The organism is Micromonospora sp. NPDC003816, from assembly GCF_042874705.1.
Classification (GTDB): domain Bacteria; phylum Actinomycetota; class Actinomycetes; order Mycobacteriales; family Micromonosporaceae; genus Micromonospora.
In genome coordinates, this window is sequence record NZ_JBIANP010000001.1 from 1,251,843 (window position 1) to 1,278,463 (window position 26,621).

Here is a 26,621-nt window from a genome sequence, read left to right on the forward strand (position 1 = left end):
CCCGATCACCGCCCGGCCGTCGCCTCACCGGCGCGCCGTGCCAGACGCTCCCGCTGCGGCAGCACCGTGTACTTCGGATCCCGGGCCGAGGCCACCCCCGCGTGGAACACCCCGAAGCGGGTCGCCACCGACGCGGCCAGCAACGCCGCGCCGGAGGCCGCCGACAGCACCCGGCTGCGGGCACCCACCAGCGCCCCGGCCACCCCGGCCACGGTCAACGCCCGCCCGACCCGCAGCAACCGGCCGCCGCGACCCGTGCGGTACGGCTCGCCGAGCAACCCCGACCGGGTCTCCAACCGGTGCGCGCCGACCAACTCCAGAGCGGCACCGGCCACCGCCATCCGCCGCGCCGGACCCGCCTGCGCGGGCGGCACGGCGAGCAGCCCCACCCCGGCACCGCTGGCCAGGGCGCTGCCGGCGAAGACGAACGGCAGGTGCGGGTACGCCTCGTGCCACGACGGCACGGCCGTGTCCGCCAGCAGCACCGCCGTGTACGTGCCCAGGGCCGGCGCGGTCGCCGCGGCGGCCAGCCCGGCGGCGTGCCCCACCGGCGGCAGCACCCGACGGACCAGCCCCAGCGGACCGCGCTCGGGCAGCAGCGGTGCCGCCTCGGCGATCGCGGCCAACCCGGCGGCCGGACCGTACGCGCTCAGGATCCAGGTCCCCACCGACATCGGCGACGTCGGCTTCGCCACCCGCAGCATGTGGTGGAACCGCTCCGGCCGTCCCAGGTCCTTGACCAGCAGCCCCGCGCTGGCGGTGACCGCGACCAGCGCGGCGACCCGGCCGACGCGCCGCAGCGCCGGCCGACCGGTCACCTGCCCGCCCGCCGCCAGCAGCGACGAACCGGCGGCCAGCCCACCGGTGAACAGGTACGCGGCGATCTCCCAGGTCCACACCGGCGGTTTCAGGATCGGTCGGCCGTAGTAGGAGCGGAACTCCGCCCGGGGCACCGCCAACTCCTCGCCGCCATGCCCGCCGCCACGCCCGTCGCCACGTCCGCCGCGCCGACCGCCGCGGCGACCGCCGGTGCGGTCGTCGGTGCGGCCGTCGGCCGCCTGGTCGCGGAAGCGACGGAACCGGTCACCCACCTCCGGCTCGCGGGGGGTCACCGCCGACCACCGAGGAACGCGCCCACCGCCACCGCCGCCATCGCCAGCGCGGCGACCCCGGCACGCTGCCACATGCTCGGCAGATCCCGGGTCGTGACCTGCGGATCCGGTGGCAGGCCGTACACCTCCGGTTCGTCCAGAAGCAGGAAGAACGCGCCGTCACCACCGACGCCGTCGGCCGGGTCGTGACCGTAGAGCCGTGCCTCGGGCGTCCCCCGCTCGTGCAGCGTGGCGACCCGGGCGGCGGCCCGTTCCCGCAACTCGTCGAGCGGACCGTACTGGATCGACTCCGTCGGGCACGCCTGCGCGCAGGCCGGTGTCAGGCCGGCACCGATCCGGTCGTAGCACAGCGTGCACTTCCACACCCGGCCGTCGTCGACCCGCCGGTCGATGACGCCGTACGGGCAGGCCGAGACGCAGTACCCGCAGCCGTTGCAGATGTCCTCCTGGACCACCACCGTGCCGAACTCGGTGCGGAACAGCGACCCGGTCGGACAGACGTCCAGGCAGGCCGCGTGGGTGCAGTGCTTGCACACGTCGGACATCATCAGCCAGCGGAAGTCCGACCGGCCCTCCGCACTGCCGGTACGCCCCGGCGGCCCGGCGGCGGGCATGCCCAGGAACTCGGTCATCCGGGCGGCGACCGCCGGATCACCCGGCGGCAGCCCCGGATCGGTGCCGGTCGCGTGGCTCGTGTCGGTCGGGCTGCCGGTGCCGGCGGCGGTCGCCGCCGAGGCGGCGCTGACCGGGTCGCCGGTCGGCGTGCCGGCGAAGGGCGCGTCGTGGTGCCCGGCCGGACGAGGCTGTTCCACGAAGGCCACGTGCCGCCAGGAGTTCGCGGTCAACGCGCCGGTGTTGTCGTAGGACATGCCGAGCAGGTCCAGGCCGGAGGCCGGCACCCCGTTCCACTCCTTGCAGGCCACCTCGCACGCCTTGCAGCCGATGCAGACGCTGGTGTCGGTGAAGAAACCCATCCGTGGGGGCGCGTCGACCCAGCCGGACGCCGACGCCGGCTGGTACTCCTGCCCCGACGTCGCGGACGGGCCCGCCCGGTGCTGCGGGTCGACCATCAGTGCGTCCCCTCCTCGTCGTCGGCCCCGGCGGACGTGGTCGGCACGCCGGGGGTGACCGCCGGCGGGGTGCGGCCCGGCACGATGCCGGCCCGGTCACCGTAGTCGCGGACCAGCTCGCGCAGGGCCACTCCGGTGGGACGCCGCCCCGGACGCACGTCACACGTGCCGATCTTGCTCTCCTGGATCAGCACGTTCGGGTCCAGGGTGATGCCGAACAGGTCGTTGGCCGAGTCGCCGGTGACCAGCCCCTCGTACCCGAAGTGGTACGGCAGCCAGAGCTGGTGGATCACCCGCCCGTCCACCCGCAACGGCACGATCCGATCGGTGACCAGCACCTTCGCCTCGATCACCGCACGGGAGGTGACCAGGTGCGCCCAGCCCAGACGGGTCAGCCCGACCAGGCCGGCCAACTCCGGGGACACCTCCACGAACATCTCCGGCTGCAACTCCGCAAGCGGCCGTACGGTGCGGCTCATCCCACCCGCCGTGTGGTGCTCGGTCAGCCGGCTGACCGTGAACACGTACGGGAAGACCTGACTGTGCGGCGCGGGTGGACTCGGGTTCGTCGGGTTGACCGGATGCGCGTACGTCTTGCGGGTCGGGTTGGCCTGCTGCGCGTAGAGCGGATTACGCACCGGCGACTCGGCCGGCTCGTAGTGGGTCGGCAACGGCCCGTCCAGCACACCGCTCGGCGCGTACAACCAGCCCTTCCCGTCGGACTGCATGACGAACGGGTCGTCCCCGGCCAACGCCTCCGGACCGGTGGCGCCCTCCGGCGGCCGGTACGACGGCGGTTTCGTCACCTCGAAGTCCGGCACGTCGCGACCGGTCCAGCGGCCCGCCTCGGCGTCCCACCACACGTAGCGCTTCCGCTCGCTCCACGGTCGCCCCTGCGGATCCGCCGACGCCCGGTTGTAGAGCAGACGCCGGTTCGCCGGCCACGCCCACCCCCACTCGGCGGCCACCCAGTCCTGCTCGTGACCGGGCCGCCGCCGCGCCGCCTGGTTCACCCCGTCGGCGTACACACCGGTGTAGATCCAACAGCCCACCGCGGTCGTGCCGTCGTCGCGGGCCTCGGTGAACGCGGACAGCGGGCGGCCCGTCGCGGTGTCGTACCCGTTGATCTCCCGCAGCACCGCCTCGGCGTCCGGCTCGTCGCGCGGGCCGTGCGTGGGGTAGTCCCACGCCAGGTCCAGCAGCGCCCGGTCGCGCGGCAACGACGACCCGGCCAGCTTCTCCCGCAGCCGACGCCCCAGGTGATAGAAGAACCACAGCTCGGAGCGGGCGTCGCCGGGCGGCTCGACCGCCTTCTCCCGCCACTGCACCAGCCGCTGGGTCTGGGTGAACGTGCCCTCCTTCTCCACGTGCGAGGCGGCGGGCAGGAAGAACACCTCGGTGCGGCACTCCTGCGGCACGATCTCCCCGGTGGCGACCTCCGGACCCCGCTGCCAGAAGGTCGCACTCTCGATCATGAAGAGGTCGCGGACCACCAGCCAGTCCAGGTTCGCCATGCCGAGCCGCTGCGCCCGCCCGTGCGCCGACCCGACCGCCGGGTTCTGCCCGAGCAGGAAGTACCCCTTGATCTTGCCGTCGATCATGTCGAGCACCTGCTGGTAGGTGCCGTGGTCCCCGGTCAGCCGAGGCAGGTAGCCGTAACAGAAGTCGTTCTCCGGCGTCGCCGCGTCCCCCCAGTACGCCTTCAGCAGACTCGCCGCGTACGCGCGGGCGTTGCCCCAGAAGCCCTTCTGCCCCGGATGCCGGATGCCGTCCACCCAGTCGTCGAACGTCACGTGCTTGGCGTGGTGCGGCATCGGCAGATAGCCCGGCAGCAGGTTGAACAACGTCGGGATGTCCGTCGACCCCTGGATGCTGGCGTGCCCGCGCAACGCCAGCACCCCGCCGCCTGGACGGCCCACGTTGCCCAGCAGCAACTGGATGATCGCCCCGGTGCGGATGTACTGCACGCCGACGGTGTGCTGGGTCCACCCCACCGAGTAGATCAGGCACCCGGTCCGCTCCCGGCCCGAGTTCTCCGTCCATGCCCGCGCCAACTCCAGGAACCTCTCTCGGGGCAGGCCACACACCCGCTCCACCATCTCCGGGGTGTATCGGGCGAAGTGCCGCCTGAGGATCTGGTAGACGCAGCGCGGATGACGCAACGTCTCGTCCCGCTCCGACCGACCCGCCACCGGCGCACCGTGCGACTCGTGGCGCAGGCCGGCGGCGGTGTCCCGCTCGTCGGCGGTGCCGCCGCTGCCCGAGTCCTGCTCGTGGCCCGCGTACTGCCAACTGTCCTGCACGTAGCTGCCGCTCTCCGGGTCCCACCCGGAGAACAACCCCTCGGCGTCCTCGGCGTCGACGAAGTCGTCACTGACGATCGTCGCCGCGTTGGTGTACGCCAGCACGTACTCCCGGAAGTCCAACTCGTTGGCGAGGATGTGGTTGACCACCGCACCCAGCAGCACGATGTCCGTACCCGCCCGGATCGGCAGGTACGCGTCGGCCACCGCGCTGGTCCGGGTGAACCGAGGATCGACGTGGAAGACCTTCGCCCCGCGCTTCTTCGCCTCCATCACCCACTGGAAGCCCACCGGATGGGCCTCGGCCATGTTCGAGCCCTGGATGACGATGACGTCAGCGTTCGCCACGTCCTGTTGGAAGACCGTCGCACCACCGCGACCGAAACTGGCCCCCAGACCGGGGACCGTGGCGGAGTGTCAAATCCGGGCCTGGTTCTCGATCTGCAACGCGCCCGCCGCGGTGAACAACTTCTTGATGAGGTAGTTCTCCTCGTTGTCCAACGTCGCCCCACCCAGGCTGGCGAAGCCCAGTGTGCGGTTCAACGGACGCCCCTGCGGGTCGACGTCCTCCCACGTCTGCGCCCGCGCCGCCAACACCCGGTCGGCGATCATGTCCAGCGCGGTGTCGAGGTCCAGGTCCTCCCACTCGGTCCCGTACGGCCGGCGGTACCGCACCGTCGTCTGCCGCAGCGGACTGGTCACCAGGCTCTTGCTGGCCGCGCCCTTCGGACAGAGCCGCCCCCGGGAGATCGGGCTGTCCGGGTCGCCCTCGATCTGCGTCACCCGGCCGTCACGGACGAAGACCCGCTGACCACACCCCACCGCGCAGTACGGGCAGACCGACCTGGCCACCTCGTCGGCGTCCTCGGTGCGGGCGGTGAGCCCGGCGCTGCGCGCCGACTGGGCGGCGGCACCACGGCCCAGCGGGTCGGTGCCGGTGAGCTGCCGGAACACCGGCCACCCCAGCAACACGTCCCGCAGTCCCACGTCCGCCTCCTCGGTCCCCGCTCAGTCCTGACCTTAGGGCAGCGCCGGCGGGGCGGCGAGCGGGGCGGCAGAACCGGCCCGAACGGACGCCGCCCCCGGCCCGTCACGGGCCGGGGGCGGCGGTGGGTGTCGGTGTGCAGGTCGCCTCTCGGCGAGTGGCGCGACGCGGCTCCAGCCGAACGGTATTCCGCGACGGCATTTTAGGTGAGGCCCGGGGACACTGGATCACACCGACGCTCGGTACAACCGACCCACACCCTCCCTTGTTCCCCCTCCCCCACATCCCAACCCTGCTGTGTGTGTAAGGAAGGCCCCCTGCTATCGCCTGGTGTATAGGAAGGGTCCCTTCCTAACACCTCTCCATGGACAGACGCTGCCGGCCGGCACCCGTGGTGGGTACCGGCCGGCAGCGTTCTTGCTCCCCCTTGTGCGAGGAAAGTCGGATAGTTGCGGGGTGGGTCAGCTGTTCCAGTGCTCGGCGACCAGGTCGGCGGCCTGCTGCTCCCACTGGGCGTAGTGATCCGGGAACGCCGACACCTGCACGGTCTGCGCGGCCACGGTCAGGGGCATGTCCTGCCAACCGTCGACCTGCTTCAAACCCTTCAGAAACGCCAGGGTCGAGTACTCGGGGTCGGTGATCTGCTCCACCGTGCCCCAACCCGAGGACGGACGCTGCTGGAACAAGCCCTGCGAATCATGATCGTTGCGGTCACCCAGATGACCCAGGTTCTCCAACTTCGACTCCTGAAACGCGGTGCCGATCGCGATGACGGCGGCACGCTCGTCCATACCGGCCTTCTTCGTCGCCGCGATGATCGCCTTCGCGTTGGCGACCTGCTCATCGTCCAGGTCGATACGCGACTGGGCACCCTGCACACCATGCGGGATCAGCTTGCCGCTGTCGGGCTTGTCCGCCTGCACCGCCACCAGCGAACCCGTGACGGGGGTGGCGTCAGCCTGCATGATCGGACCAGCGAACACACCACCGGCAAACGCCAGACCGGCAACACCGAGAACACTCTTACGCAGCAGCTTCGAGTTCATCACAAGCTCCATTCGGGGGTAGACGCCACCCACAGGGGGATCGAGAGTGACGCAAACGCCGTCAGGCGCTAGAAGAAAGGGGAACCGACGCACCAGATCCGAGGGGGATTCACCGGACCAGGCTCACGGCGCCGGGTCGATACACAACCACCTGCGGAGCCGGACCATTCCCGGGGGGCGTATCCGGGAGGACCTCGCGGCGTCGGGATCACAACCACCGACCCGGCCGCATCATTCCCGGGGATGTCCGCGAGCCTCGCGGCGCCGGGACCAGATACAACGACCGACCGAGCCAGGACATTCCGGCATCCGCCCGCCACCCGCCACGGGGTGGGATCCTGCTCTGTCAGCCACCGGGTTACAACGCCACCGGCCCCACCCCGATTCCGCCCAGGCGTACCCGATATTCAGACATTCTGCGCGCCCTGGCTGAGATAGGCACACCGAGCAACGGCCTCCGTACCGCCTTGCCGCCCGTACACCTGGCTTCTTGAGTGCGCCGCGCGGGCCGGGTGAGCGGCGTTGCGGCAGATGGACGAAAGGCGTGGGTCCGGTATGGGATGGGCTGGGGTTACCCTGACAGCATGCAGGCGGTCTCCCCCACCACGTCCGGCGTGGCCTTTCTGGCCCGACCCGGGCGCCCCACGCTGGTGACCGGGACGTTGACCGAGCTGCGCGGGCCCACCCGGGGCGTGGTCGAGCTACCGGTACGCCTGATGTGGTGCGCCGACCGCGCCTTCGACCTGGCCGACCCCGACCAGGTGCTCTGGATGTACGAGAACGTCCTGCGGGAGACCACCAACGTCGACGACCTGCGCAGTCTCGTCGACGGCCGGACGTTGCGGCGCGTGTGGCGACAGTTGAACCTGCCACGGGGCGTACGGCTGGCCTGGGAGACCCGGCATCGGGGTCTCCGATCGGCGTGACCGGCCCGCACCCGCACGAGTTCTATCGCGAGGTGGCCCGGGTGGCGCTGGACGTCGCCGGGCCGCACCGCTTCGTCCTCGGCGGCGGGGTCGCGTGGGCGGCGTACGGGCTGGTCACCCGACCCACCGAGGACGTCGACCTGTTCGCGGACGTGGAGGGCGCGGCGGCGGCGGCTGCGGCCGGGGTACGGGCGGCGCTGGAGGCGGCCGGGTTCGAGGTGGTCGACGCGGACCCGGACAGTGACCTCGGCGGCCTGTTCGAGGGCTTCGACCGGGACATGCGGGACTTCGTGGTCGCCCGGGACGGCCGGCAGATCCGGCTCAGCCTGGCCCGGCTGGACCGGCACCGCAGTCCGGTGGTGATGGAGTTCGGGCCGGTGATGGATGTGCGCGATCTGATCGCCAACAAGACCGCCGCCCTGGTCAACCGGCGGGAGGTACGCGACTACATCGACGTCGCCTCCGCGTTGGAGCACCGGTCCGTCGGCGAACTGTTGGCGTTGGCCCGGCAACTCGACCCGGCCCTGGACGACGGGGACGTACGCGAGGCCGGGCACTACCTCGACCGGATCCCGGACGGGCGGTTCGCCCGGTACGGGCTCGGCCCGGCCGACATCGCCCGGATCCGCCGACACCTGGCCGCCTGGCCCCGCTGACCCACCCGGCGGCGGCGCGCCCACGCCCAGCGGGGCGGACGGGCGGGCACCGCCGCGCGACCGTGCCAGCGGGGCGACGGCGCCGGCGGCTTGTGCGTTAGGAAGGGTCCCCTGCTATGCACGAGGCGTTAGCAGGGGACCCTTCCTTGCGTCCTCACTTGGTGAAGCGACCACCCGTGACGCCGAGAATCTCGCCGGTGACGTAGCTCGACTCCTGCGAGGCGAAGAAGACGAACGCGGGCGCCAACTCGGCGGGCTGACCGGCCCGGCCGACCGGCGTGTCCTGACCGAACTGCTCCACCTTCTCCTTCGGCATGGTCGCCGGGATCAACGGGGTCCAGATCGGGCCCGGCGCGACCGCGTTCACCCGGATGCCCCGGTCCACCACGTCTGCGGCGAGCGCCTTGGTGAAGTTCGCGATCGCCGCCTTGGTGGTGGCGTAGTCCAGCAACTGCGGCGACGGGTCGAACGCCTGGATCGACGAGGTGTTGATGATCGTCGCGCCGTCGCCCATGTGCGGCAGGGCCGCCTTGCACAGCCAGAACATCGCGTACACGTTGGTCTTGAAGACCCGGTCGAACTGCTCGGTGCTGATGCCCGCGATGCCCTTTTCCTGGGCCATCTGGTACGCCGCGTTGTTGACCAGGATGTCGATGCCGCCGAGGTCGCTCACCGCCCGCTCGATCAACGTCTCGCAGTTGCGTTCGTCGGCGATGTCGCCGCGGATCGCGATCCCCCTCCGGCCGGCGGCCTCGATCAGCCGTACGGTCTCCTGCGCGTCGGCGTCCTCCTCCTCGCCGAGGTACGAGATCAGCACGTCCGCGCCCTCCCGGGCGTAGGCGATCGCCACCGCTCGGCCGATGCCGGAGTCACCGCCGGTGATCAGCGCCTTCTTGCCGTCGAGCTTGCCGGTCCCCCGGTACGTCTTCTCGCCGTGGTCCGGCTCGGGGGCCATGTCGTCGGTCCGCCCCGGCGGCGACTGCTGCTGGCGTGGCTGACCCGACTGCTGGCCGTACTGCTCGGTCGGGTCCTGCGGGGTGTGCTGGTTCTCGCTCACGGGTGTCTCCTCGGTGCGCTGGCGGTTGTCCTCACCGATCGCCCTACCCGCCGTCGATGACCGGAAACAGCCGCGCACTAGTGAGACTGCCGTGCCTCCCGATGGCCTCTGGGGCGTCGCATCGGTCGGTGGTCGCCGCTACCACGGCTAGAGCATCCTAGGATCCTGGTAGACAGGGGATCAGGTGGACGTGCGCGGACGGGGCAGCCGGGCGGCTACCGCCAGGGCCACCCGCACCGGCTTCTGGGCCACCAGCTCGTCGAAACCGGCCCCGCCCCGGCAGAACCGGGTGAACGCCCGCCAGCCGGGCGGCGTCGCGATCGCCGCGTGCAGGATCTCCGGACGTCGGGCGAACGCGGCGAGCAGGCGGTACCCGGCCCGCATCGACGGCACCAGCCGCTGCGTCACCGCCCGCTCGTAGCCGGCCAGATCGTCGTCGGCGACCGCGTCACCGGCCAGCTCACCGGAGCGCAGGGCGTAGCTGATCCCCTCCCGGGTCCAGGGTTCCAGCAGCCCGGCGGCGTCCCCGGCGACCAGCACCCGATCCCGCCGCAGCGGCGAGTCCTCCGCCCGGCACCGCGTCAGGTGCCCCGAGTCGTGCGCCGGACGGATCCCGGCCAGGCCCAGCCGGTCCACGAACCGACGCAGGTACTCGCGGGTGCGGTCCCCCTCACCCCGCCCCGCGATCACCCCGACCGTCAACCGGTCGCCTTTGGGGAAGAGCCAGCCGTACGACCCGGGCAGCGGACCCCAGTCGAGCAGCACCCGGTGTCGCCACCGCTCCTGCTCCGCCGGCGGCACCGGCAACTCCACCTCCAACCCGAGATCCACCTGCCGGTACCGCACCCCGACATGTCGGCCACTGACCCCCGAGGAGCCGTCGGCACCGACCACGGTCCGGGCCAGCACCGTGTCGCCGTCGGCCAGCCGCAGGCGTACGACCTCGGGGGTCTGGTCGAGCGCGCGGACCGCGACCCGCTCGCGGACCTCGGCGCCGGCGGCCACCGTGGCGGCCCGCAACCGGTCGTCGAACTCCTCCCGCCGCACCATGCTCACCAGCGGACCGTCCCGGTGCCGGCGGGTGAGCGCGCGTCGCCCGTCCAGGGTGAAGGTGACCCGGTCGACGGCGTCGTGGGCGGGCACCTCGATCCGACCGGCCACGGCGGCGAGCGAGACGCCCGTGAGGCCACCGCCGCACGTTTTGTACCGGGGGTGCGCAGCACGTTCGAGGACCAGCGTGCGGACCCCTCGCCGGGCGGCGGTGTAGGCGGCGGAGAGGCCGGCGGGACCACCGCCGATCACCACGAGTTCCCAGACGGTCACGGCAGCAGCCTAGGTGAGCCGCCGCGTCGCCAGGGGGCGGCACGCCACCGGCCGACCGGGGCGCATCTTCGGCGCCGAGCCGGGTAAGCGCGCCCGGCAGACCGCCCGCGACCGGCGGTCGGAGCCCAAGGAGGAAGCCATGCAGCAGGTCCAGCTGTCGGACGTCGAGGCTCGGGTGTACGACGCGGTGGCGGCCCTGGAGGTACGCGGACAGGTCCCCTACCCCGACCTGATCGCCCAGGAGTGCGGCCTGACCGAGGAGGAGTTGCAGACCACGCTGCACCTGCTCACCGAGAAGAACCTGCTCCACCGGGAGGACTCGCCGATGGCCGGGCTCGACTTCGGCCCGCGCTTCTGCGCCCAGCAGCTCACCTGACGGCGTGGCTCCCGCACCGGGCGCGACAGGGGGGCGATGAGCGCCACCGGCACCGACACGTACGACGACCGGCGACGGTGGCAGGCCCTGGGCGTCGGGCTGGTCGCGGCGTTCATGACGCTGCTCGACATCAGCATCGTCAACGTGGCCATCCCGTCGCTGGACCGGGCCCTGGACGCCGGGCCGAGCGACCTGCAGTGGGTGCTCTCCGGGTACGCGTTGACCTTCGGCCTGGTGCTGGTGCCGGCCGGTCGGTTCGGCGACGTGCACGGCCGACGCAACGCCTTCGTGTTCGGCATCGCCCTGTTCACCGTGACCAGCGCCGTCGCCGGACTCGCCCAGTCACCCGGCTGGCTGGTCGCCGCCCGACTGCTCCAGGGTGCCGCCGCCGGTCTGGTGAACCCGCAGGTGACCGGCCTCATCCAGCAGCTGTTCCAGGGTCCGGAACGGGCCCGGCCGTTCGGGCTGCTCGGCGCCACCATCGGCATCTCCACCGCGGTCGGCCCGTTGCTCGGCGGCCTGCTGATCGCCGCCGGTGGCCCCGAACACGGCTGGCGGTGGGTCTTCTTCGTCAACGTGCCGGTCGGCATCGTCGCGGTGATTCTCGGCTGGCGGCTGCTGCCCCGCCACCCGATCGGTCAGGTGGTACGCCGTCGCGCCGACCCGATCGGCGTGGTGCTCCTCGGTGTCGGCGTGACCCTGGTGCTGCTGCCGCTGGTCCAGCGGGAACAGTGGCACGGCCCGGCCAAGTGGCTACTGCTCCCCGCCGGCCTGGTCACCCTGGTCGGCTTCGCGCTCTGGGAGCGGCGGTACGCACGCCAGGGTCCACCCCTGTTCGACATCCGCCTCTTCACCCGCCAGTCGTACGCGCTGGGTTCCCTGATCGCGTTGATCTACTTCGGTGGCTTCACCGCGATCTTCTTCATCTTCACGCTGTACCTGCAGAACGGACGCGGCTACAGCGCGCTGGTCGCCGGACTGGCGATCACACCGTTCGCCCTCGGGTCGGCCGTCGCCTCCGCCGTCGGCGGGCGGATCGTCAACCGCTACGGTCGGCCGCTGGTCGCCGTCGGGCTGCTCGCCGTGGTGGTCGGCCTCGGCCTGGTGGCGCTCGCCATCGAGCTGGCGCCGCACGCGCCCGTCCCCTGGGTGACCGCCGCACCGCTGCTGCTGGCCGGGCTGGGCAGCGGCCTGGTGATCGCCCCGAACCAGACGCTGACCCTGGCGCAGGTGCCGGTGCCGCAGGCGGGCAGCGGTGCGGGGATGCTCCAGACCGGTCAGCGCATCGGCTCGGCGGCCGGGATCGCCGCCGTCGGCGCGGTCTTCTTCTCGGTCGTGGCCAGCGGGGACAACGCATGGTCGAAAGCCTTCGAGCGGTCCCTGCTCGTGTCCGCCGGCATCATCGCCCTGGCCCTGCTCGTAGCCCTCGTCGACATCGCCCGTCATCACCGCCGTGGTCGGATGTAAGCAGGGGTCCCCTGCTAACGCCTGGTGTATAGCAGGGGACCCCTGCTTACATCCCACCCCGCCGTACACCGCAAGGCGTGCAGGGATCCGAGGCGCGGGACAGACGCTGCCGGCCGGTACCCGTGGTGGGTACCGGCCGGCAGCGTTCTTGCTCCCCCTTGTGCGAGGAAAGTCTGTTCGGTGTGGGGTCAGCTGTTCCAGTGCTCGGCGACCAGGTCAGCGGCCTGCTGCTCCCACTGCGCGTAGTGATCCGGGAACGCCGACACCTGCACCGTCTGCGCCGCCACCGTCAACGGCATGTCCTGCCAACCGTCGACCTGCTTCAAACCCTTCAGGAAGGCGAGGGTCGAGTACTCGGGGTCGGTGATCTGCTCCACCGTGCCCCAACCCGAGGACGGACGCTGCTGGAACAAACCCTGCGAATCATGATCGTTGCGGTCACCCAGATGACCCAGGTTCTCCAACTTCGACTCCTGAAACGCCGTACCGATCGCGATGACGGCGGCACGCTCGTCCATACCGGCCTTCTTCGTCGCCGCGATGATCGCCTTCGCGTTGGCGACCTGCTCATCGTCCAGATCGATACGCGACTGGGCACCCTGCACACCATGCGGCACCAACTTGCCGGAGTCCGGCTTGTCCGCCTGCACCGCCACCAACGAGGTGGACACCGGGGTGGCGTCAGCCTGCATGATCGGACCAGCGAACACACCACCGGCAAACGCGAGACCAGCAACACCGAGAACACTCTTACGCAACAGCTTCGAGTCCATCACAAGCTCCATTCGGGGGAAGACGCCACCCACAGGGGGAATTGAGAGTGACGCAAACGCCGTCAGGCGCTAGAAGAAAGGGGAAATCCGACGGCAACACGGGCCCGAGAAGGGGATCAGCGGATCCGGCTTTGCGGCGTCGGGTCAATGCACAACCACCTGGCAGCCCGCATCATTCCCAGGCCATCCACCAGCCTGTCGCGGCGCCGGGACCAGGTATAACCACCGACCAGGCGGGGTCATTCCAGCCCGCCACCCTGCGGGACCCGCCCACCAGCCTGCGCGGGGTGAGTTCCTACGCGGTCAGCCACCCGACTACAACGCCCCGACCCCACCCCGGATTCCACCCAACCCCCACCCACCCGCATCCGACAAACGGACATTCAGCGCAAACAGCGCGCCAGCCCATCTCCGCCGCCGCCCGCCTTGCGCGCCAACCCCGTTGATCAAGAAGTTTTGGTGCAAGCACGACAGGAAGCGCGACGCAAACCTCTTGATCAACGCGATCTGCGCGATCAACGCGATCAACGCGATCTGCGCGATCTGCGATCTGCGCGGTGCGGCGGAGGGGCACCGCTCGCCGACCAGGCCGCGCGGAGGGCGACACCGGGTGGGGGGACGGGAACGGCCGGCCCCGGATCGGGGCCGGCCGTGGTGGCGAAGCGGGTCACCAGAGCTGGGTGACGATGTCCGCCGACTGCTCCTCCCACTGGGCGTAGTGGAACGGGTACGCCGAGACCTGCACCGTCTGTGCGGCCGTGGTCAACGGCAGGTCCTGCCAGCCGCCGACGTTCTTGAGGGCCTCGAAGAACACCGTCGAGGAGTACTCGGGGTCGGTGATCTGGTCCACGCTGCCCCAGCCGGTCGACGGGCGCTGCTGAAACAGGCCCTGGGAGTCGTGGTCGTTGTACGCGCCCAGGTGGCCGAGGTTGTAGAGCTTCGACTCCTGCAGTGCGGTGGCGATGCCGATCACCGCGCCCCGCTCGCCGACGCCGGTGTCCTTGGCGACCTCGATGATGGTCTTGGCGTTCTGACGCTGCGCGTTGTCGAGGGGTACCCGTGACTGGGCGCCCTGCACACCGTGCGGGATCAGGTCGTCGCGGCTCGGCTTGCCGGGGCGGGGCTTGTCGGTGGTGCCGCCGGTGGTCAGGCCGGACTCGACCGTGGCGCCGGTGGAGTGGCGACCGGTGGCCTTGTCGATGGCGGCCACGGCGCCCTGGTGCGGGCCGGTGGTGATCGGCGCGGCCACGGCGGTGGGGCCGAGGGCCAGCCCGGTGAGGGCGGTCACGCCCACCACGCTGAGGGTGGTCTTCCGGTTCGGTTTCGTCGCGATGGCCGGGAGCCATCGAGTGAAGTCCAGCTTCACGATGGTTGCCCTTTCGATCGTACGAGCCGCTCGGGGTGAGCCGCTCTCGGGGGAAACTGCCGCCGGTCGGGGTGTGGGTGCCGGCGCTATGGGGAACACAACCCGCCCGACGTGTCGGTCATTCCAGGCATGCCCGACTTGCCCCACACCGTGGCCCAGGTCACCTATCGCGCCAGGACCTCAGGTGCCGGAGCGGACGGAGGACTCAGACGTCGTACGGGGTGCCGAAGCGGACCAGGACGTGCCAGAGCTGCTTGAGGTGTTGCAGCGTCTCGGCCGTGGACCCGCGATCGGCCCAGCGGCCGGGGTCGGTGACCACCGAGGCGGCGGCCCGTCCGATCAGCGCGGCGTGCACCGGCTCCCCCGACCCGGCGAACTCGGCGTGCACGCGGGCGGCCAACGGCGGGATCACCGGCCCACGGAACTCGGCGTCGACCTGGTCCACCGGCAGCGCGAACCCAGCGTGCCAGCGCAGCGGGAAACCGTACCGCTCGGCGGCGACCGCGAGGGTGACGCCGGTGGCGGTGCCACGGAACGAGGGGTCGACCACCAGTTCGCACACGTCCCGGGCCAGCGTGACCGGCCCGTGGACCTGCGCCTCGACGTAGTCGTCCAGCGCCCGGCCGGCGGTGCGGGGCACGGTGTCGACGTGCGCGCGTCGGCGCAGCAGCTCCTCGACGAGGGTCGACACGTCCGTGCCCGGCCGCCCCAGCGTGCTGCCGGTGTCTGCGGTCGTGGCGAGCAGCGCCGCCAGCACCGGTTCGACCACGTCGACGGTGCCGACGTCCCGTGGGCCGAGGTGGCTGTCGCCGACACAGAAGGTGGTGCGGGTCAGCACCTCGGGGCGCAGCCGCAGGTGGCAGGAGCCGAAGCGCGGGCACGCGCCGTCCGGGTGGTCCAGCAGGTTCAGGCCGCCGTACTTCGGGCGGTCCCCCGGGGGCACACCCCGTCGCTGGTACGCGCCGCCGAAGAGTCGCCGTTCCCAGCGGTCCCGGTCGCCGCCCGGGTACGCGCTGAGCCCGCCGTTGGAGATGCCCGTCTCGAACTGGCTGCGGTAGACGCCCTCGGTGGCGAGCGCCTCGGCCACCGTGCGCCCGTCGGCGAGCAGCCGGTCGGGATGGAAGTTGAGCGTCACGCGCCCGCCTCGGCCGAACGCGGCGACCAGTCGTTCCGGATCGTGCCGGACGCCACTGCAGGCCAGCGCCCGACCGATCCGGGCCAGCGCGGCGGGGCGGTCATCCAGCGCCACCTGCCGGACGTGGCGCACCGCCGCGCGCTGGGCGGCGGTCAGCGCGGCGCGGGGGACGGACGGCATCCGCCGAGTGTGGCCAGGACGACGGGTCGACGCCAACCCGTAACCGGCCGCAGGGGCAGCGAGGCCACCCCTGCGGCCGTCAGGTCAGTGGCCCCGGGCCAGCCACTCGGGGAGCTGCGGAGCCTCCGCGCCGATGGTGGTGCTGTCGCCGTGACCGGTGTGCACGACGGTCTGCGGCGGCAGCGTGAGCAGCCGGTCCCGGATCGAGTCGACGATGGTGCCGAAGTCGCTGTACGAGCGGCCGGTGGCGCCCGGTCCGCCGGCGAAGAGGGTGTCGCCGGTGAACACCACGTCGAGGTCGGCGGCGTACAGGCAGCAGGCGCCGGGACTGTGTCCGGGGGTGTGCAGCACGGTCAGCGGGGTGCCGGCCACCGTGATCGTCTCGCCGTCGGCGAGCGCACCGCCGGGCGGCTCGTCGGGGTGCACCATGTCCCAGAGCACCCGGTCGGCGGGGTGCAGCAGCACGGGCGCGCCGGTGACGCGGGAGAGTTCCGGGGCCACGCGGACGTGGTCGTCGTGGGCGTGGGTGGCGACGATCGCGGTGACCCGGCGGCCGGCGACCACGGCGAGGATCGCCTCCACGTCGTGCGGGGCGTCGACGACGACGCATTCGGTGTCGTCGCCGATCACCCAGACGTTGTTGTCGACGTCGAAGGTCTGCCCGTCCAGGGAGAAGGTGCCGGAGGTGACGGTGTGGTCGATGCGGGCGGCCATCAGAAGACCACCACCGAGCGGAGCACGTCGCCGCGGTGCATCCGGGCGAACGCCTCCTCGACGCCGTCGAGCGGGATCTCCTCGGTGACGAAGGCGTCGAGGTCGAGGCGGCCCTGGAGGTAGAGCTCGGTCAGCATCGGGAAGTCGCGGCTGGGCAGGCAGTCGCCGTACCAGCTGGACTTGAGCGCCCCGCCCCGGCCGAAGACGTCCAGCAGCGGCAGTTCGACCCGCATGTCGGGCGTGGGTACGCCGACCAGCACGACGGTGCCGGCCAGGTCACGGGCGTAGAAGGCCTGCTTCCAGGTCTCCGGCCGACCGACGGCGTCGATCACCACGTCGGCGCCGAAGCCGCCGGTAGCGGCCTGGATCTCGGCCACCGGGTCGGTCTCGGAGGCGTTGACGGTGTGGGTGGCGCCGAAGCGGCGGGCCCAGTCGAGCTTGCGGGAGTCGGTGTCCACCGCGATGATCGTGGTCGCTCCGGCCAGGGCGGCACCGGCGACGGCCGCGTCCCCGACGCCCCCGCAGCCGATCACGGCCACCGAGTCGCCCCGGGTCACGTTGCCGGTGTTCATGGCCGCGCCGAGACCGGCCATCACACCGCAGCCGAGCAGCCCGACGGCGGCCGGGCGGGCCGCCGGGTCCACCTTGGTGCACTGGCCGGCGTGCACCAGCGTCTTCTCGGCGAACGCGCCGATGCCCAGGGCCGGGGCGAGTTCGGTGCCGTCGACCAGGGTCATCTTCTGTGCGGCGTTGTGGGTGGCGAAGCAGTACCAGGGGCGACCCCGCCGGCAGGCCCGGCAGACGCCGCAGACGGCCCGCCAGTTGAGGATCACGAAATCGCCGGGGGCGACCGCGTCGACTCCGGCACCGACCTGTTCGACGATGCCCGCCGCCTCGTGGCCGAGCAGGAACGGGTAGTCGTCGTTGATGCCGCCCTCGCGGTAGTGCAGGTCGGTGTGGCAGACCCCGCAGGACTGCACGCGTACCACCGCCTCGCCGGGCCCGGGGTCGGGCACGACGATGTCGGTGACCTCGACGGGCGCGCCCTTGCTCCGCGAGATGACTCCCTTGACCTGCTGGCTCACGCTTTCCTCCTCGTCCGCACCGACGCGAAGCGCCGCCGCCGTTGCGCCGCGACGTCGCCGGTGGGGCGGCGACGCGCGCGGTCACTCCCGCTGGCGAACCTACCTGCGGGCGGGCGGCTGGGCACAGCTTCGGCGAGGCTTGCCGCCGGTCGGTGCCCGCCCTGGTCGCGGCGGGCGGCGTTGCGCCAGCGCAGCACCTGCACCACGCCGACGGCCCAGAGCACGTACTGCACCGAGAAGGCCCAGCGGTACGCGGTCAGGTCGGGGGCGGCCCGGCCCGCCGGGGTGACCAGGTCCAGCACCACGCCGATGGTGAGCACCAGGGTGATCGAGGCGACGAAACCGCCGACGTTGACGATGCCGGCGGCGCTGCCGAGGCGGCTGACCGGGTTGAAGGTCCGGGCGTAGTCGAGACCGATCATCGAGCCGGGGCCGCTGAGGGCCAGCACCAGCACCAGCGTGACCAGCAGCCAGCCGGGCGCCCGTCCCGGCCAGGCGAGCAGCACCGTCCAGACGGTGGCGGTGACGCCGACGACGGCGAAGACCAGCACCGAACGGTGGTGCGGGTGGCGGGCGCACAGGTGCGCGACCAGCGGCGCGGTCAGCAGCATCCCCAACGTCAGGACGGTGAGCAGGGAGGCGGCGGCGGTCGGGCTGAGGCCCTGCCCCTGCACCAGGAACGGGAAGCCCCAGAGCAACGCGAAGACGGTGCCGGAGAACTGCGTGACGAAGTGGGTCCAGAGCCCGAGCCGGGTGCCCGGGTGCGCCCAGGCGGCGGCGAGCCGCCCACCGACCGGGGCGGGGGTGGACACGGCGGGCCGATGCGGGGTGTCCCGGACGGCGGCGACCACCACCAGCAGCACGGCCGCGCCACCGCCGGCGGCGGTCAGGAAGGCGGTGGTCCAGCCGGTGTGGTGCAGCAGCGTCACCAGCGGTACGGCGGCCAGCACCGCACCGAGTTGGCCGAGTGTGCCGGTCAACTGGATCAGCAGCGGGTTGCGGCGGCCCGGGAACCAGAACGCGACCAGGCGCAGCACGCTGATGAAGCTCATCGCGTCGCCGAGACCGATCAGGACGCGGGCGGCCACCGCGAGGCGTACGTCGGCGACCAGGGCGAAGGCGAGTTGACCGGCGACCATCAGAAGACCGCCGGTGATCAGGAGCCGGCGCGAGCCGTACCGGTCGAGGAGCATCCCGACCGGCACCTGCATCACCGCGTACACGGCGAGTTGCGCGACGGTGAGGGTGGCCAGCGTGGCGGCGCTGATGTCGAAGCGTTGCGCCGCCTCCACGCCGGTCACGCCGAGGGAGGTGCGATGGAAGATCGCCGCGACGTACGCGCTGAGCGCCGCACCCCAGACGAGCAGGGCCCGGCCGGGCGGTGCCGGGAGCGGGGCCGGGGTGCTCACGAGGGGGTGCTGGGGTGCGAGGCGGTGGTCACACGCTCACCGGGGATCCCAGGAACACGCGTGCGGAGGTGTCGATGTGCGCGGCCACGGCGGCGAGCCACGCCTGCGGGTCGTCGCCGTCGAGGGCGGCGAGTTGTGCGGCGTGCTCGGTCAGGGCCGCCTCGGCCCAGCGGGGCGAGAGCCGGAAGCTCGCCTCGCCCATCCGGACCTGCCGGTCCCGTAGCCGTTGGTACAGCTCGGCGAGGATCTCGTTGCCGGCGGCGTCGACCACGGTGGCGTGGAACGCCCGGTCGGCGGCCATCAGGGCGGTCAGGTCACCGGCGGCGTGTGCGGCGCGCATCTCGGCGAGCCGCTCGGCCAACCGGTCACGGATCTCGGCGCGGCGGGGCCAGATGCGCTCGGCGGCGTGCACCTCGACGAGTCGGCGGGCCTCCACCACGTCGGCGATCTCGCGGGCGGACACCGGCAGGATCAGTGCGCCCCGCTTGGGATAGAGGCGGACCAGTCCCTCGGTCTCCAGGCGCAGCAGCGCCTCCCGGACCGGGGTCCGCGAGACGCCGGTCGCCTCGGCGATCTCGCCCTCGCTGACCAGGGCGCCGCCGGGGTGCAACTGCTCCAGGATGGCGCGTTTGAGGTGGTGGTAGGCCCGTTCGGCGGCGGAGGGCACGGCGACTCGACCGGCCACCGAGGGATGCGTCATGTATCTATCATCCGTCCGACAACGGACGTCGATGCGACCGGGGTGACCGGCGCGGACGCCCGCACTAGTGCGGGCGGCGCACCCGGCCCCGGTTGCCGACGGCGGTCAGCAGGCGGCCGTGACCGACCGGCGCGACCCGGGCCATCAGGTCCGGCAGCCGGGCCGACCAGCCGATCAGGACCCGTCCCCGGCGGCGGGCCACCCCGCGCAGCACCGCCTCGGCAGCGGTCCTCGGGTCGATGGTGAGCAGCCGCTCGAACCGCTGCCGGCCCACCTCGTACTCGGCCTCGTCCACGCCGCTGCCCACGCGGGCGTCGCGGGCGATGCGGGTCCGGATGCCGCCGGGGTGCACGCAGGTCACGCCGACGCCGTCGGCGGCGAGCTCGTGTCGCAGCGCCTCGGTGAAGCCACGGACGGCGAACTTGCTGGCCGCGTAGGCGACCTGCCCGGGCGGGGCGATCAGACCGAAGAGGCTGGAGACGGTGACCAGGTGCGCCCCGGGCGCGACCTTCAGCGCCGGCAGCAGGGCGTGGGTCAGCTGCGCCACAGCCCGGAAGTTGACCTCCATCACCCAGCTGAACTCGTCGAACGTCACCTCGTCGAAACGCCCGCCGAGCGCCACCCCGGCGTTGTTGACCAGCAGCCGGATGACCGGATGCCGGTCCCGGACCTGCCCGGCGACCGCCCCGGTGGCCGCCGCGTCGGCCAGGTCGACCACGCACGTGTCGACCGCCCGGCCGGGGTGTGCGGCGCGGACGGCGTCGGCCACCGCGTCGAGCCCGGCGGCGTCGCGATCCAGCAGGACCAGCGCCGCGCCGCGCCGGGCCAGGCCGTGTGCCAGCGCCGCCCCGATGCCACCGGCCGCGCCGGTCACCACCGCGGTGCCGTCGGCGAAGTCGAACCTACGCATCGACGGCACTCCCCCGTGGCGCGCCCGCCGCGTCGAAGCGGACCCCGGCGTCGGTGACCCGCCCGTAGCGCAGCATCAGCAGGTCACGCGGATAGTTCTGGTGCAGACGCCAGGGCGGGCGGTGGCCCTGCGATGGCAGGTGCGCCAGGCCACGGCGGACGTACCCGGAGGTCAGGTCGATCAGCGGCGCCCGACGCCCGTCCGGCGGGGCGAGCGGGGTGACCACCCGGGTCCCGGTGCGGTCCAGGTGGCGCAGCAGCCGGCACACGTACTCGGCGACCAGGTCGGACTTCAGCGTCCAGGAGGCGTTGGTGTAGCCCAGCGTCATGGCGAAGTTCGGCACGCCGGAGAGCATCATGCCCTTGTAGGCGACCGTCCCCGGCAGGTCCACGTCGACGCCGTCCACCCGCAACGTCATGCCGCCGAGCGCGAGCAGGTCGAGCCCGGTGGCGGTGACCACCACGTCGGCCGGCAGTTCCGCGCCGCCGGTGAGCCGGACACCGTGCGCGGTGAACGTCTCGACGGTGTCGGTCACCACGCTGGCCCGCCCGGCCGACAGGGCGTCGAACAGGTCACCGTCGGGCACCACGCAGAGCCGCTGGTCCCATGGGTCGTAGCTCGGCGTGAAGTGGCGGTCGACGTCGTACCCGGCCGGCAGCCGCCGGGTCACGGCCCGCCGCAGCAACGCCCGGACCAGCCCGGGCGCCCGCCGGCTGAGCTGGTAGGTGGCGGCCGTGGCCAGCACGTTCTTCGACCGGATCAGCGGGTACGCCAGCCGAGCCGGCAGGCGCCGCCGCAGCGTGTCGGCGACCGCGTCCCGGGCGGGCAGCGCCAGCACGTACGTCGGGGACCGTTGCAGCATGGTCACGTGGGCGGCGCGCCGTGCCAGTGCCGGGACCAGCGTCACGGCGGTGGCACCGCTGCCGATCACCACCACGGTACGACCCGAGTGGTCGAGGTCGGCCGGCCAGTGCTGCGGGTGCACGATCCGCCCGGTGAACCGCTCCTGCCTGGGAAAGTGCGGGGTGTGCCCGGCGTCGTAGCGGTAGTAGCCGGTGCAGGCGTACAGGAAGTCGCAGGTGAGCACCACGGTGTCGGCGGTGTCGGCACGGTGCACGTGCACCGTCCAGCGGGCCCGTTCGCTGTCCCACTCGGCACGGACGACCCGGTGCCGGAAACGGATGTGCCGGGTCACGTCGTACACGTCGGCGGTGCGTCGCAGGTAGTCGAGGATCGTGCCACCCTCGGCGATCGCCGTCGGCGCGGTCCACGGCGCGAAGGAGTAGCCGAGGGTGAACATGTCGGAGTCCGAGCGCACCCCGGGGTAACGGAACAGGTCCCAGGTGCCGCCGAGGTCGTCGCGGGCCTCCAGCACGGCGTACGTCTTGTCGGGGCAGCGGCGACGCAGGTGGCAGGCGGCGCCGATACCGGAGAGCCCGGCACCCACGATGAGCACGTCGACCTGGTCGGACATCGGCTCGCCTCCCGCTCCCCTGCTGGTGCCCCGGACCCTACCCAGCCCCGCCGGGCGGCCTACCCCACCCCGGCGCGCCCGGCCGCCGCGCGGTGCGCTACTCCCCGGCGGCGGTGACCAGTGTCGCCGCCGGGACCAGCAGGGCGCGTTCGTCGGCGCTCTGGGCGGGGTCGGCGCGGCGTCGCGCCACGGCCGCGTCGACCAGGGGTACGGCGTGACCACGGATCGCCCGCAGGTAGGCGCGCATCAGCTCCCCCGCCTCGGCCGCCATCGGCTGGTCCCGGTCCACGGCGACCTGGGCGAGGATGAGGGCGGTCATCGCCACGTCCAGCCCCGGTGCGCCGTGCCGCACGTTGTGCCAGTCGATCAGCACCGGCCCGGGCGGTTCGAGGACGACGTTGTCCGGGTGCAGGTCCAGGTGCAGGATCCGCTCGCCGTCTGCCGCGTCGGGCAGCGGTGCGACGGCGTGCAGGCGGCGGTGCAGGTCGGCCAGGACCGCGGCGGCCGCCTCGACGTCGATTCCACCGGTGAGCAGCGCGTGCAGCATGGTCGGGCCGGACAGCCGCCGCATCACCAGATCCGTGCCGTCGGCGTGGTGCACCCGGGGCACCGGGTAGCCGACGGCGTGCAGGTGGGCCATGAAACGGGCCTCGACGGCCACGTCGCCGCCGGCCCGGTAGCGGCGTAGGACCCGCTCGCCGTCCAGCGCGTACACGTCGGCTTCCCGGCCGGAGGCCAGGGGGATCGGGTCCGTCACGACAGCGACGGTAGCCCGTCGACGCGCGGTTCCACGGTGGACTTCGGGGGGACACTGTGCGTGGTCGACCTGTGTCACTCTGAACGACGGGGTAGGTCGCTGGAGGTGATGGTCACGTTACGCACGCAGCAGCTCGTCGCCGTGCCGGACGTCCCACCGCTCGACGTCGACGTGCCCGTCGGGGCGACGGCGGCACTGGTCGCCGAACCCGGCGTGGGCACCTCCGTGGTCCGGGTGGTGGTCGGGTTGGTCGCGCCGGTCAGCGGCCGGATCCTGGTCGGCGAGCGGGACGTCACCGACCTGCCGCCACCGCGTCGGCGCATCGGGTACGTGCCGGCCGGAGGTGCCCTGCTGCCGCACCTGACCGTCGGCCGCAACATCTCCTACGGCCAGCGCCGCCGCCAGCGGGTCCACGACGTCGCCGACGACTGGGCGTCCACCCTGGTCGACCGGCTCGAACTCGCCCCGACCCTGGGGCTCCGGCCGCACCAGATCTCGGAGGCGCAGCGGTTCCGGGTCGCCCTCGCGCGGGCCATGGCGTGCCTGCCCGAGGTGCTGGTGGTCGACCTGCCCACCCCGGTCGACGGGGTGCGCCTCACCCCGCTGCTGGACCGGCTGTCCCCACCGGATTCCCCCCGTGTCACCGTGCTGATCGGCTCGGGGCACCCCGAGGTGCTGGCCGAGGTGCCCACGCAGGTTCCGGTACGGGCCGCCGACGGGGCGACGGCGTGACCGCGGCCGGGCGACTGCGCCGTCGTACCCTGCTGCGGTCCGCCGTGGCGACGACCGTGGCCGGGGCCGCCGGCTGCGCGCGAGGTCCCCGCCCGGTGCAGGTGGCGGTGGTGTGGAGCGGCGCCGAGCTGACCCGGTTCCGGGAGGTGGTCGCCGGCTTCCCCGACGTCCGGGTGATCGGCGTGGGCAACGACATCGACGCCTTCCTGACCGCGCGGATGCTCGCCGGCACCAGCCCGGACGTGGCGATCCTGCCGCGACCGGGGCTGATCGTCGAGTACGCCCGTCGGGGCTGGCTCGACCGGGTCGCCCCGGCCAGCAGCTACCTGGCGCCGGCCGGGATGGCCGACCTGCTCACCGTCGACGGGCACCGGTACGGCCTGTGGATCAAGGCGGCGCACAAGTCGCTGTTCTGGCACTTCCCGCCCATGCTCGCGGAGCCGCCCCGCACCTGGGACGCGCTGGTCGAGACGACCCGCCGCCTCGGGGCACGCCACCGGGCGGGCGAGGGCCCGGCGCCGTTGGCGGTCGGTGCCGCCGACGGGTGGGTGCTCACCGACTGGTTCGAGAACGTGCTCGCCGACATCGCCCGTCCCGGGGGGTACGAGGCGCTGGCCCGGGGCGAGGCCGACTGGCAGGGCCCGCCGGTACGCGACGCCCTCGACCGGCTCGCCGAGCTCTGGAGCATCGACGGCGCGTTCCCCGGCGGCGGTCAACGTGCCCTGCTCACCCAGTTCGAGGAGTCGGTGATCCAGGTGGCGCACCACCGGTCCGCCGTCATGGTGTTCGAGGCCGACTTCGTCGACGGCGTGGCCGCCCGCTTCCGGCGCGGCACCGAGCCGCTGGTGACCTTCCGGTTTCCCGGTTCACGGGTGGCCGACCAGCCGTTGGTCGTCGGCGGCGACGCGGCGGTCGCCTTCACCGGCTCCGCCGCCGGGGTGGAGCTGGTGCGCTGGCTCAGCGACGCGGCGGCGTTCCGCCCCTGGTTGGAGGCGGGCGGCTACCTCTCCCCCAACCTCGTGGTGCCGGTGAACAACTACCGTGACCCGCTGCGTCGGCGGCTGGCGGCGGAGTTCCGGGCCGTCGAGGCGCTGCGCTACGACCTGTCGGACCGCCTGCCGGGCACCTTCACCGGCACCGACGGGGTGGGGATCTGGCGCATCATGCAGGACTTCTTCATGGACGTGACCGACGGGGTAGCCGCCCGGGAGGCGGTCCGGCGGGCCACCGGGCAGCTCGCCGAGGCGGCCCGGGCGGCGGGGAGCGGACGATGAGGCGCGACCCCGTGCTCGGGCAACTCGCCCTGCTCGACGACGTGGGGCCGCCCCGGCGCGGGCGCGCGTACCCGGCGACCGGCGCCACCTGGGCGTTGCTCGCCCCGGCCGCGCTCCTGCTCGGTGGGTTGCTGGCCTGGCCGGTGCTGCGGACGGTGCAGGCCAGCGTCACCACCGACGGGCGGTGGGTGGGCGCCGAGCACTACCGGGCCGCCCTGACCTCGCCCGGCGCCGGTGCCGCGGTGGGCCGGACCGTGCTCTGGGCGCTGCTGGTGCCGACCGTGGTCACCGTCCTGGGGTATCTGCTCGCCGCCGCCTCGCGCCGGTCCCAGGAGGGCTGGCTGGTCCGGTTCATCCTGGTGGTGCCGACCGCGTTGCCGCTGGTGGTCACCGGGGTCACGTTCCGGCTGCTCTACGACCCGGACCCGCAGCGGGGCCCGGTGACCCTGCTGCTGGCCTGGTTGACCGGCACACCCGAGCGGGTGCCGCACCTGCTCGGGCCACGGCTGGTGACGGTGGCGGTGATGTCGGCGTTCGTGTGGGCCTGGGTCGGGCTGGCCGTGCTGGTGTTCCGGGCCGCACTCGACACCGTGCCCGCCGATCTGGTCGACGCGGTACGCGCCTTCGGCGGCTCCCGTCGCGACGTGTTCTGGGACGCCCAGTGGCGACCGTTGATGCTGCGTACGGTGGCGGTGGTCTTCGCCCTGGTCGCGGTCGGCACCAGCCGCACCTTCGACCTGATCCTGGTGATGACGCCCGGCTCGGTACGCGACGAGGCGTCGGTGCTGGCGCTGCGGATCTGGCAGACGTCCGGGGCGACGACCACCGGGCAGGGCGCGGCCCTGGGCGTGATCTGGCTGGTCGCGGTGACCGCCGGCATGCTCGTGGTGGCGATGTTCATCCGGCAGGCGTGGCCACCGCCACCGCCACGGGCCGTGCCCGCTTCCGCGCCGCCGCCGCGACGACTGGTCCGTCTGCTCGCCGCAGCGGCCGCCGTGGCGTGGCTGCTGCCGCTCGGGGTGCTCGCGGCCACCTCGTCGCAGAGTCCGGTGCGGGCGGCCACCGCCGCCTGGTGGTCCGGGCCACCGGGTCTCGACTCGTACCGGGCGGTGCTCGGCGGGACGGGCCTGTGGCGCAGTCTGGGCTTCACGCTGCTGCTGGCCCTGGTCGTCACCGCCGTCGTGCTCTGCGTGGCGCTGCTCGCCGCGTACCCGTTGGCCTGGCTGACCGGGCCGCCCGCCCAGGCCGTCGGGCTGGCCCTGCTGGCGGCCGCGGTGGTCCCGGTGCAGGTCGTCGCGGGGCCGATCAACGAGGTGCTCGGCCTGGCGCTCTCTTCCGGCACCGCGCGCGGGCTGGCGCTGGTGCACATCGCGCTGGGGATCCCGTTCGCCGTGCTGGTGCTGCGCAACGCCTTCGCCGACCTGCCCGCCGACCAGGTCCGGGCCGCCCGCCTCGGTGAGCGGCACCTGTGGGACACCCTGCGACGGCTGGTCCGCCACCACCGCACCGCCGTGGTGGCGGTGGCCGTGCTGGAGTTCGTCCAGGTGTGGAACGACCTGGTGGTGGGTCTGCTGTTCAGCGGCCCGGACGCCACCCCGCTCGGTTGGTTCCTGGCCGAGCAGACCCGGGGTTTCGTGACCGGCAGCGGCACGCTCGCGGCCGGATCGGTGCTCGCCTCGATCCTGCCGGTGCTGGTGTTCGTGCTGGGCCGCCGACAGATCGTCGCCGGGCTGGTCGCCGGGGGCGTACGGTGACCGGCCCGAGCCGGCCCGCCCGCCGGCCTCGCCTGCT

23 protein-coding genes are annotated in these 26,621 nt (G+C 72.8%); 7 read left to right on the forward strand and 16 right to left on the reverse strand.

Annotated elements, in window-relative coordinates:
- Positions 1-5: 5 nt before the first annotated feature.
- From nrfD to ACFYTT_RS05400, 4 genes are all read right to left on the reverse strand, one after another.
- Positions 6-1,112, reverse strand: a complete 1,107-nt coding sequence (nrfD, locus tag ACFYTT_RS05385; RefSeq protein WP_387257865.1) for an NrfD/PsrC family molybdoenzyme membrane anchor subunit — start codon at positions 1,110-1,112, stop codon at positions 6-8.
- Positions 1,109-2,182, reverse strand: coding sequence for a 4Fe-4S dicluster domain-containing protein (locus tag ACFYTT_RS05390; protein ID WP_387257866.1), 1,074 nt, complete (start codon positions 2,180-2,182; stop codon positions 1,109-1,111). The genes nrfD and ACFYTT_RS05390 overlap by 4 nt, the downstream gene beginning before the upstream one ends.
- On the reverse strand, positions 2,182-5,472 hold the full coding sequence (gene fdh, locus ACFYTT_RS05395) for a formate dehydrogenase (RefSeq protein ID WP_387257867.1): 3,291 nt from the start codon (positions 5,470-5,472) through the stop codon (positions 2,182-2,184). Before fdh ends, ACFYTT_RS05390 begins: the two co-directional genes overlap by 1 nt.
- A gap of 459 nt (positions 5,473-5,931) precedes the next feature.
- Complete coding sequence (locus ACFYTT_RS05400; RefSeq protein ID WP_387257868.1) at positions 5,932-6,516, reverse strand: hypothetical protein; 585 nt, start codon at positions 6,514-6,516, stop codon at positions 5,932-5,934.
- Between the two features lie 584 nt (positions 6,517-7,100).
- On the opposite strand from ACFYTT_RS05400, the gene ACFYTT_RS05405 reads away from it, so the two are divergent.
- Together ACFYTT_RS05405 and ACFYTT_RS05410 are read left to right on the forward strand one after the other, a co-directional pair.
- Positions 7,101-7,442 carry a hypothetical protein gene (locus tag ACFYTT_RS05405; protein ID WP_176094172.1) on the forward strand — a complete coding sequence of 114 codons (342 nt, stop codon included), beginning with the start codon at positions 7,101-7,103 and terminating at the stop codon, positions 7,440-7,442.
- Entirely contained in the window at positions 7,439-8,098 is a 660-nt protein-coding gene (locus ACFYTT_RS05410; protein ID WP_387257869.1) for a nucleotidyl transferase AbiEii/AbiGii toxin family protein, read from the forward strand. Before ACFYTT_RS05405 ends, ACFYTT_RS05410 begins: the two co-directional genes overlap by 4 nt.
- A 154-nt stretch (positions 8,099-8,252) precedes the next feature.
- Here ACFYTT_RS05410 and ACFYTT_RS05415 read toward each other — a convergent pair whose 3' ends face one another.
- Positions 8,253-9,155: an SDR family oxidoreductase gene (locus ACFYTT_RS05415; protein ID WP_131057014.1), complete on the reverse strand. Its 903-nt coding sequence runs from the start codon at positions 9,153-9,155 to the stop codon at positions 8,253-8,255.
- Positions 9,156-9,335: 180 nt separating this feature from the next.
- Positions 9,336-10,478, reverse strand: a complete 1,143-nt coding sequence (locus ACFYTT_RS05420; RefSeq protein ID WP_387257870.1) for a geranylgeranyl reductase family protein — start codon at positions 10,476-10,478, stop codon at positions 9,336-9,338.
- A gap of 139 nt (positions 10,479-10,617) precedes the next feature.
- Between ACFYTT_RS05420 and ACFYTT_RS05425 the strand changes: the two genes are divergently transcribed.
- On the forward strand, positions 10,618-10,854 hold the full coding sequence (locus ACFYTT_RS05425) for a hypothetical protein (protein ID WP_387257971.1): 237 nt from the start codon (positions 10,618-10,620) through the stop codon (positions 10,852-10,854).
- A 36-nt stretch (positions 10,855-10,890) separates the two neighbouring features.
- Positions 10,891-12,321 carry an MFS transporter gene (locus ACFYTT_RS05430; RefSeq protein WP_387257871.1) on the forward strand — a complete coding sequence of 477 codons (1,431 nt, stop codon included), beginning with the start codon at positions 10,891-10,893 and terminating at the stop codon, positions 12,319-12,321.
- A gap of 188 nt (positions 12,322-12,509) precedes the next feature.
- Here ACFYTT_RS05430 and ACFYTT_RS05435 read toward each other — a convergent pair whose 3' ends face one another.
- The 10 genes from ACFYTT_RS05435 to ACFYTT_RS05480 form a co-directional block, all read right to left on the reverse strand.
- Positions 12,510-13,094: a hypothetical protein gene (locus ACFYTT_RS05435; RefSeq protein ID WP_387257972.1), complete on the reverse strand. Its 585-nt coding sequence runs from the start codon at positions 13,092-13,094 to the stop codon at positions 12,510-12,512.
- 667 nt (positions 13,095-13,761) lie between these two features.
- Positions 13,762-14,460: a hypothetical protein gene (locus tag ACFYTT_RS05440; protein ID WP_131056163.1), complete on the reverse strand. Its 699-nt coding sequence runs from the start codon at positions 14,458-14,460 to the stop codon at positions 13,762-13,764.
- Between the two features lie 205 nt (positions 14,461-14,665).
- Positions 14,666-15,775 carry a DUF3626 domain-containing protein gene (locus ACFYTT_RS05445; protein WP_387257872.1) on the reverse strand — a complete coding sequence of 370 codons (1,110 nt, stop codon included), beginning with the start codon at positions 15,773-15,775 and terminating at the stop codon, positions 14,666-14,668.
- 84 nt (positions 15,776-15,859) lie between these two features.
- A complete protein-coding gene (locus ACFYTT_RS05450; protein WP_387257873.1) occupies positions 15,860-16,489 on the reverse strand; it encodes an MBL fold metallo-hydrolase in 630 nt (209 codons plus the stop codon).
- Positions 16,489-17,574: an S-(hydroxymethyl)mycothiol dehydrogenase gene (locus ACFYTT_RS05455; protein WP_131056503.1), complete on the reverse strand. Its 1,086-nt coding sequence runs from the start codon at positions 17,572-17,574 to the stop codon at positions 16,489-16,491. The genes ACFYTT_RS05450 and ACFYTT_RS05455 overlap by 1 nt, the downstream gene beginning before the upstream one ends.
- Positions 17,571-18,983 (reverse strand): nitrate/nitrite transporter, encoded by a 1,413-nt coding sequence (locus ACFYTT_RS05460; protein WP_387257874.1) that lies wholly within the window; start codon positions 18,981-18,983, stop codon positions 17,571-17,573. The genes ACFYTT_RS05455 and ACFYTT_RS05460 overlap by 4 nt, the downstream gene beginning before the upstream one ends.
- Before the next feature lie 28 nt (positions 18,984-19,011).
- A complete protein-coding gene (locus tag ACFYTT_RS05465) occupies positions 19,012-19,683 on the reverse strand; it encodes a GntR family transcriptional regulator (RefSeq protein WP_387257875.1) in 672 nt (223 codons plus the stop codon).
- Positions 19,684-19,747: 64 nt separating this feature from the next.
- Positions 19,748-20,593, reverse strand: coding sequence for an SDR family NAD(P)-dependent oxidoreductase (locus ACFYTT_RS05470; protein ID WP_387257876.1), 846 nt, complete (start codon positions 20,591-20,593; stop codon positions 19,748-19,750).
- Positions 20,586-22,067, reverse strand: a complete 1,482-nt coding sequence (locus ACFYTT_RS05475) for a flavin-containing monooxygenase (protein WP_387257877.1) — start codon at positions 22,065-22,067, stop codon at positions 20,586-20,588. Before ACFYTT_RS05475 ends, ACFYTT_RS05470 begins: the two co-directional genes overlap by 8 nt.
- Before the next feature lie 97 nt (positions 22,068-22,164).
- Positions 22,165-22,824, reverse strand: a complete 660-nt coding sequence (locus tag ACFYTT_RS05480; RefSeq protein ID WP_176094181.1) for a phosphotransferase — start codon at positions 22,822-22,824, stop codon at positions 22,165-22,167.
- Between the two features lie 108 nt (positions 22,825-22,932).
- Here ACFYTT_RS05480 and ACFYTT_RS05485 point away from each other — a divergent pair, with 108 nt between their 5' ends.
- From ACFYTT_RS05485 to ACFYTT_RS05495, 3 genes are read left to right on the forward strand one after another with little or no spacing between them, the layout of a single operon-like run.
- A complete protein-coding gene (locus ACFYTT_RS05485; RefSeq protein ID WP_131057395.1) occupies positions 22,933-23,556 on the forward strand; it encodes an ATP-binding cassette domain-containing protein in 624 nt (207 codons plus the stop codon).
- Positions 23,553-24,830 carry an ABC transporter substrate-binding protein gene (locus tag ACFYTT_RS05490; protein WP_387257878.1) on the forward strand — a complete coding sequence of 426 codons (1,278 nt, stop codon included), beginning with the start codon at positions 23,553-23,555 and terminating at the stop codon, positions 24,828-24,830. The genes ACFYTT_RS05485 and ACFYTT_RS05490 overlap by 4 nt, the downstream gene beginning before the upstream one ends.
- The gene (locus ACFYTT_RS05495) at positions 24,827-26,584 is read left to right on the forward strand and encodes an ABC transporter permease subunit (RefSeq protein WP_387257879.1); all 1,758 of its coding nucleotides are present in this window, start codon (positions 24,827-24,829) and stop codon (positions 26,582-26,584) included. Before ACFYTT_RS05490 ends, ACFYTT_RS05495 begins: the two co-directional genes overlap by 4 nt.
- The last annotated feature ends 37 nt before the right edge of the window (positions 26,585-26,621 follow it).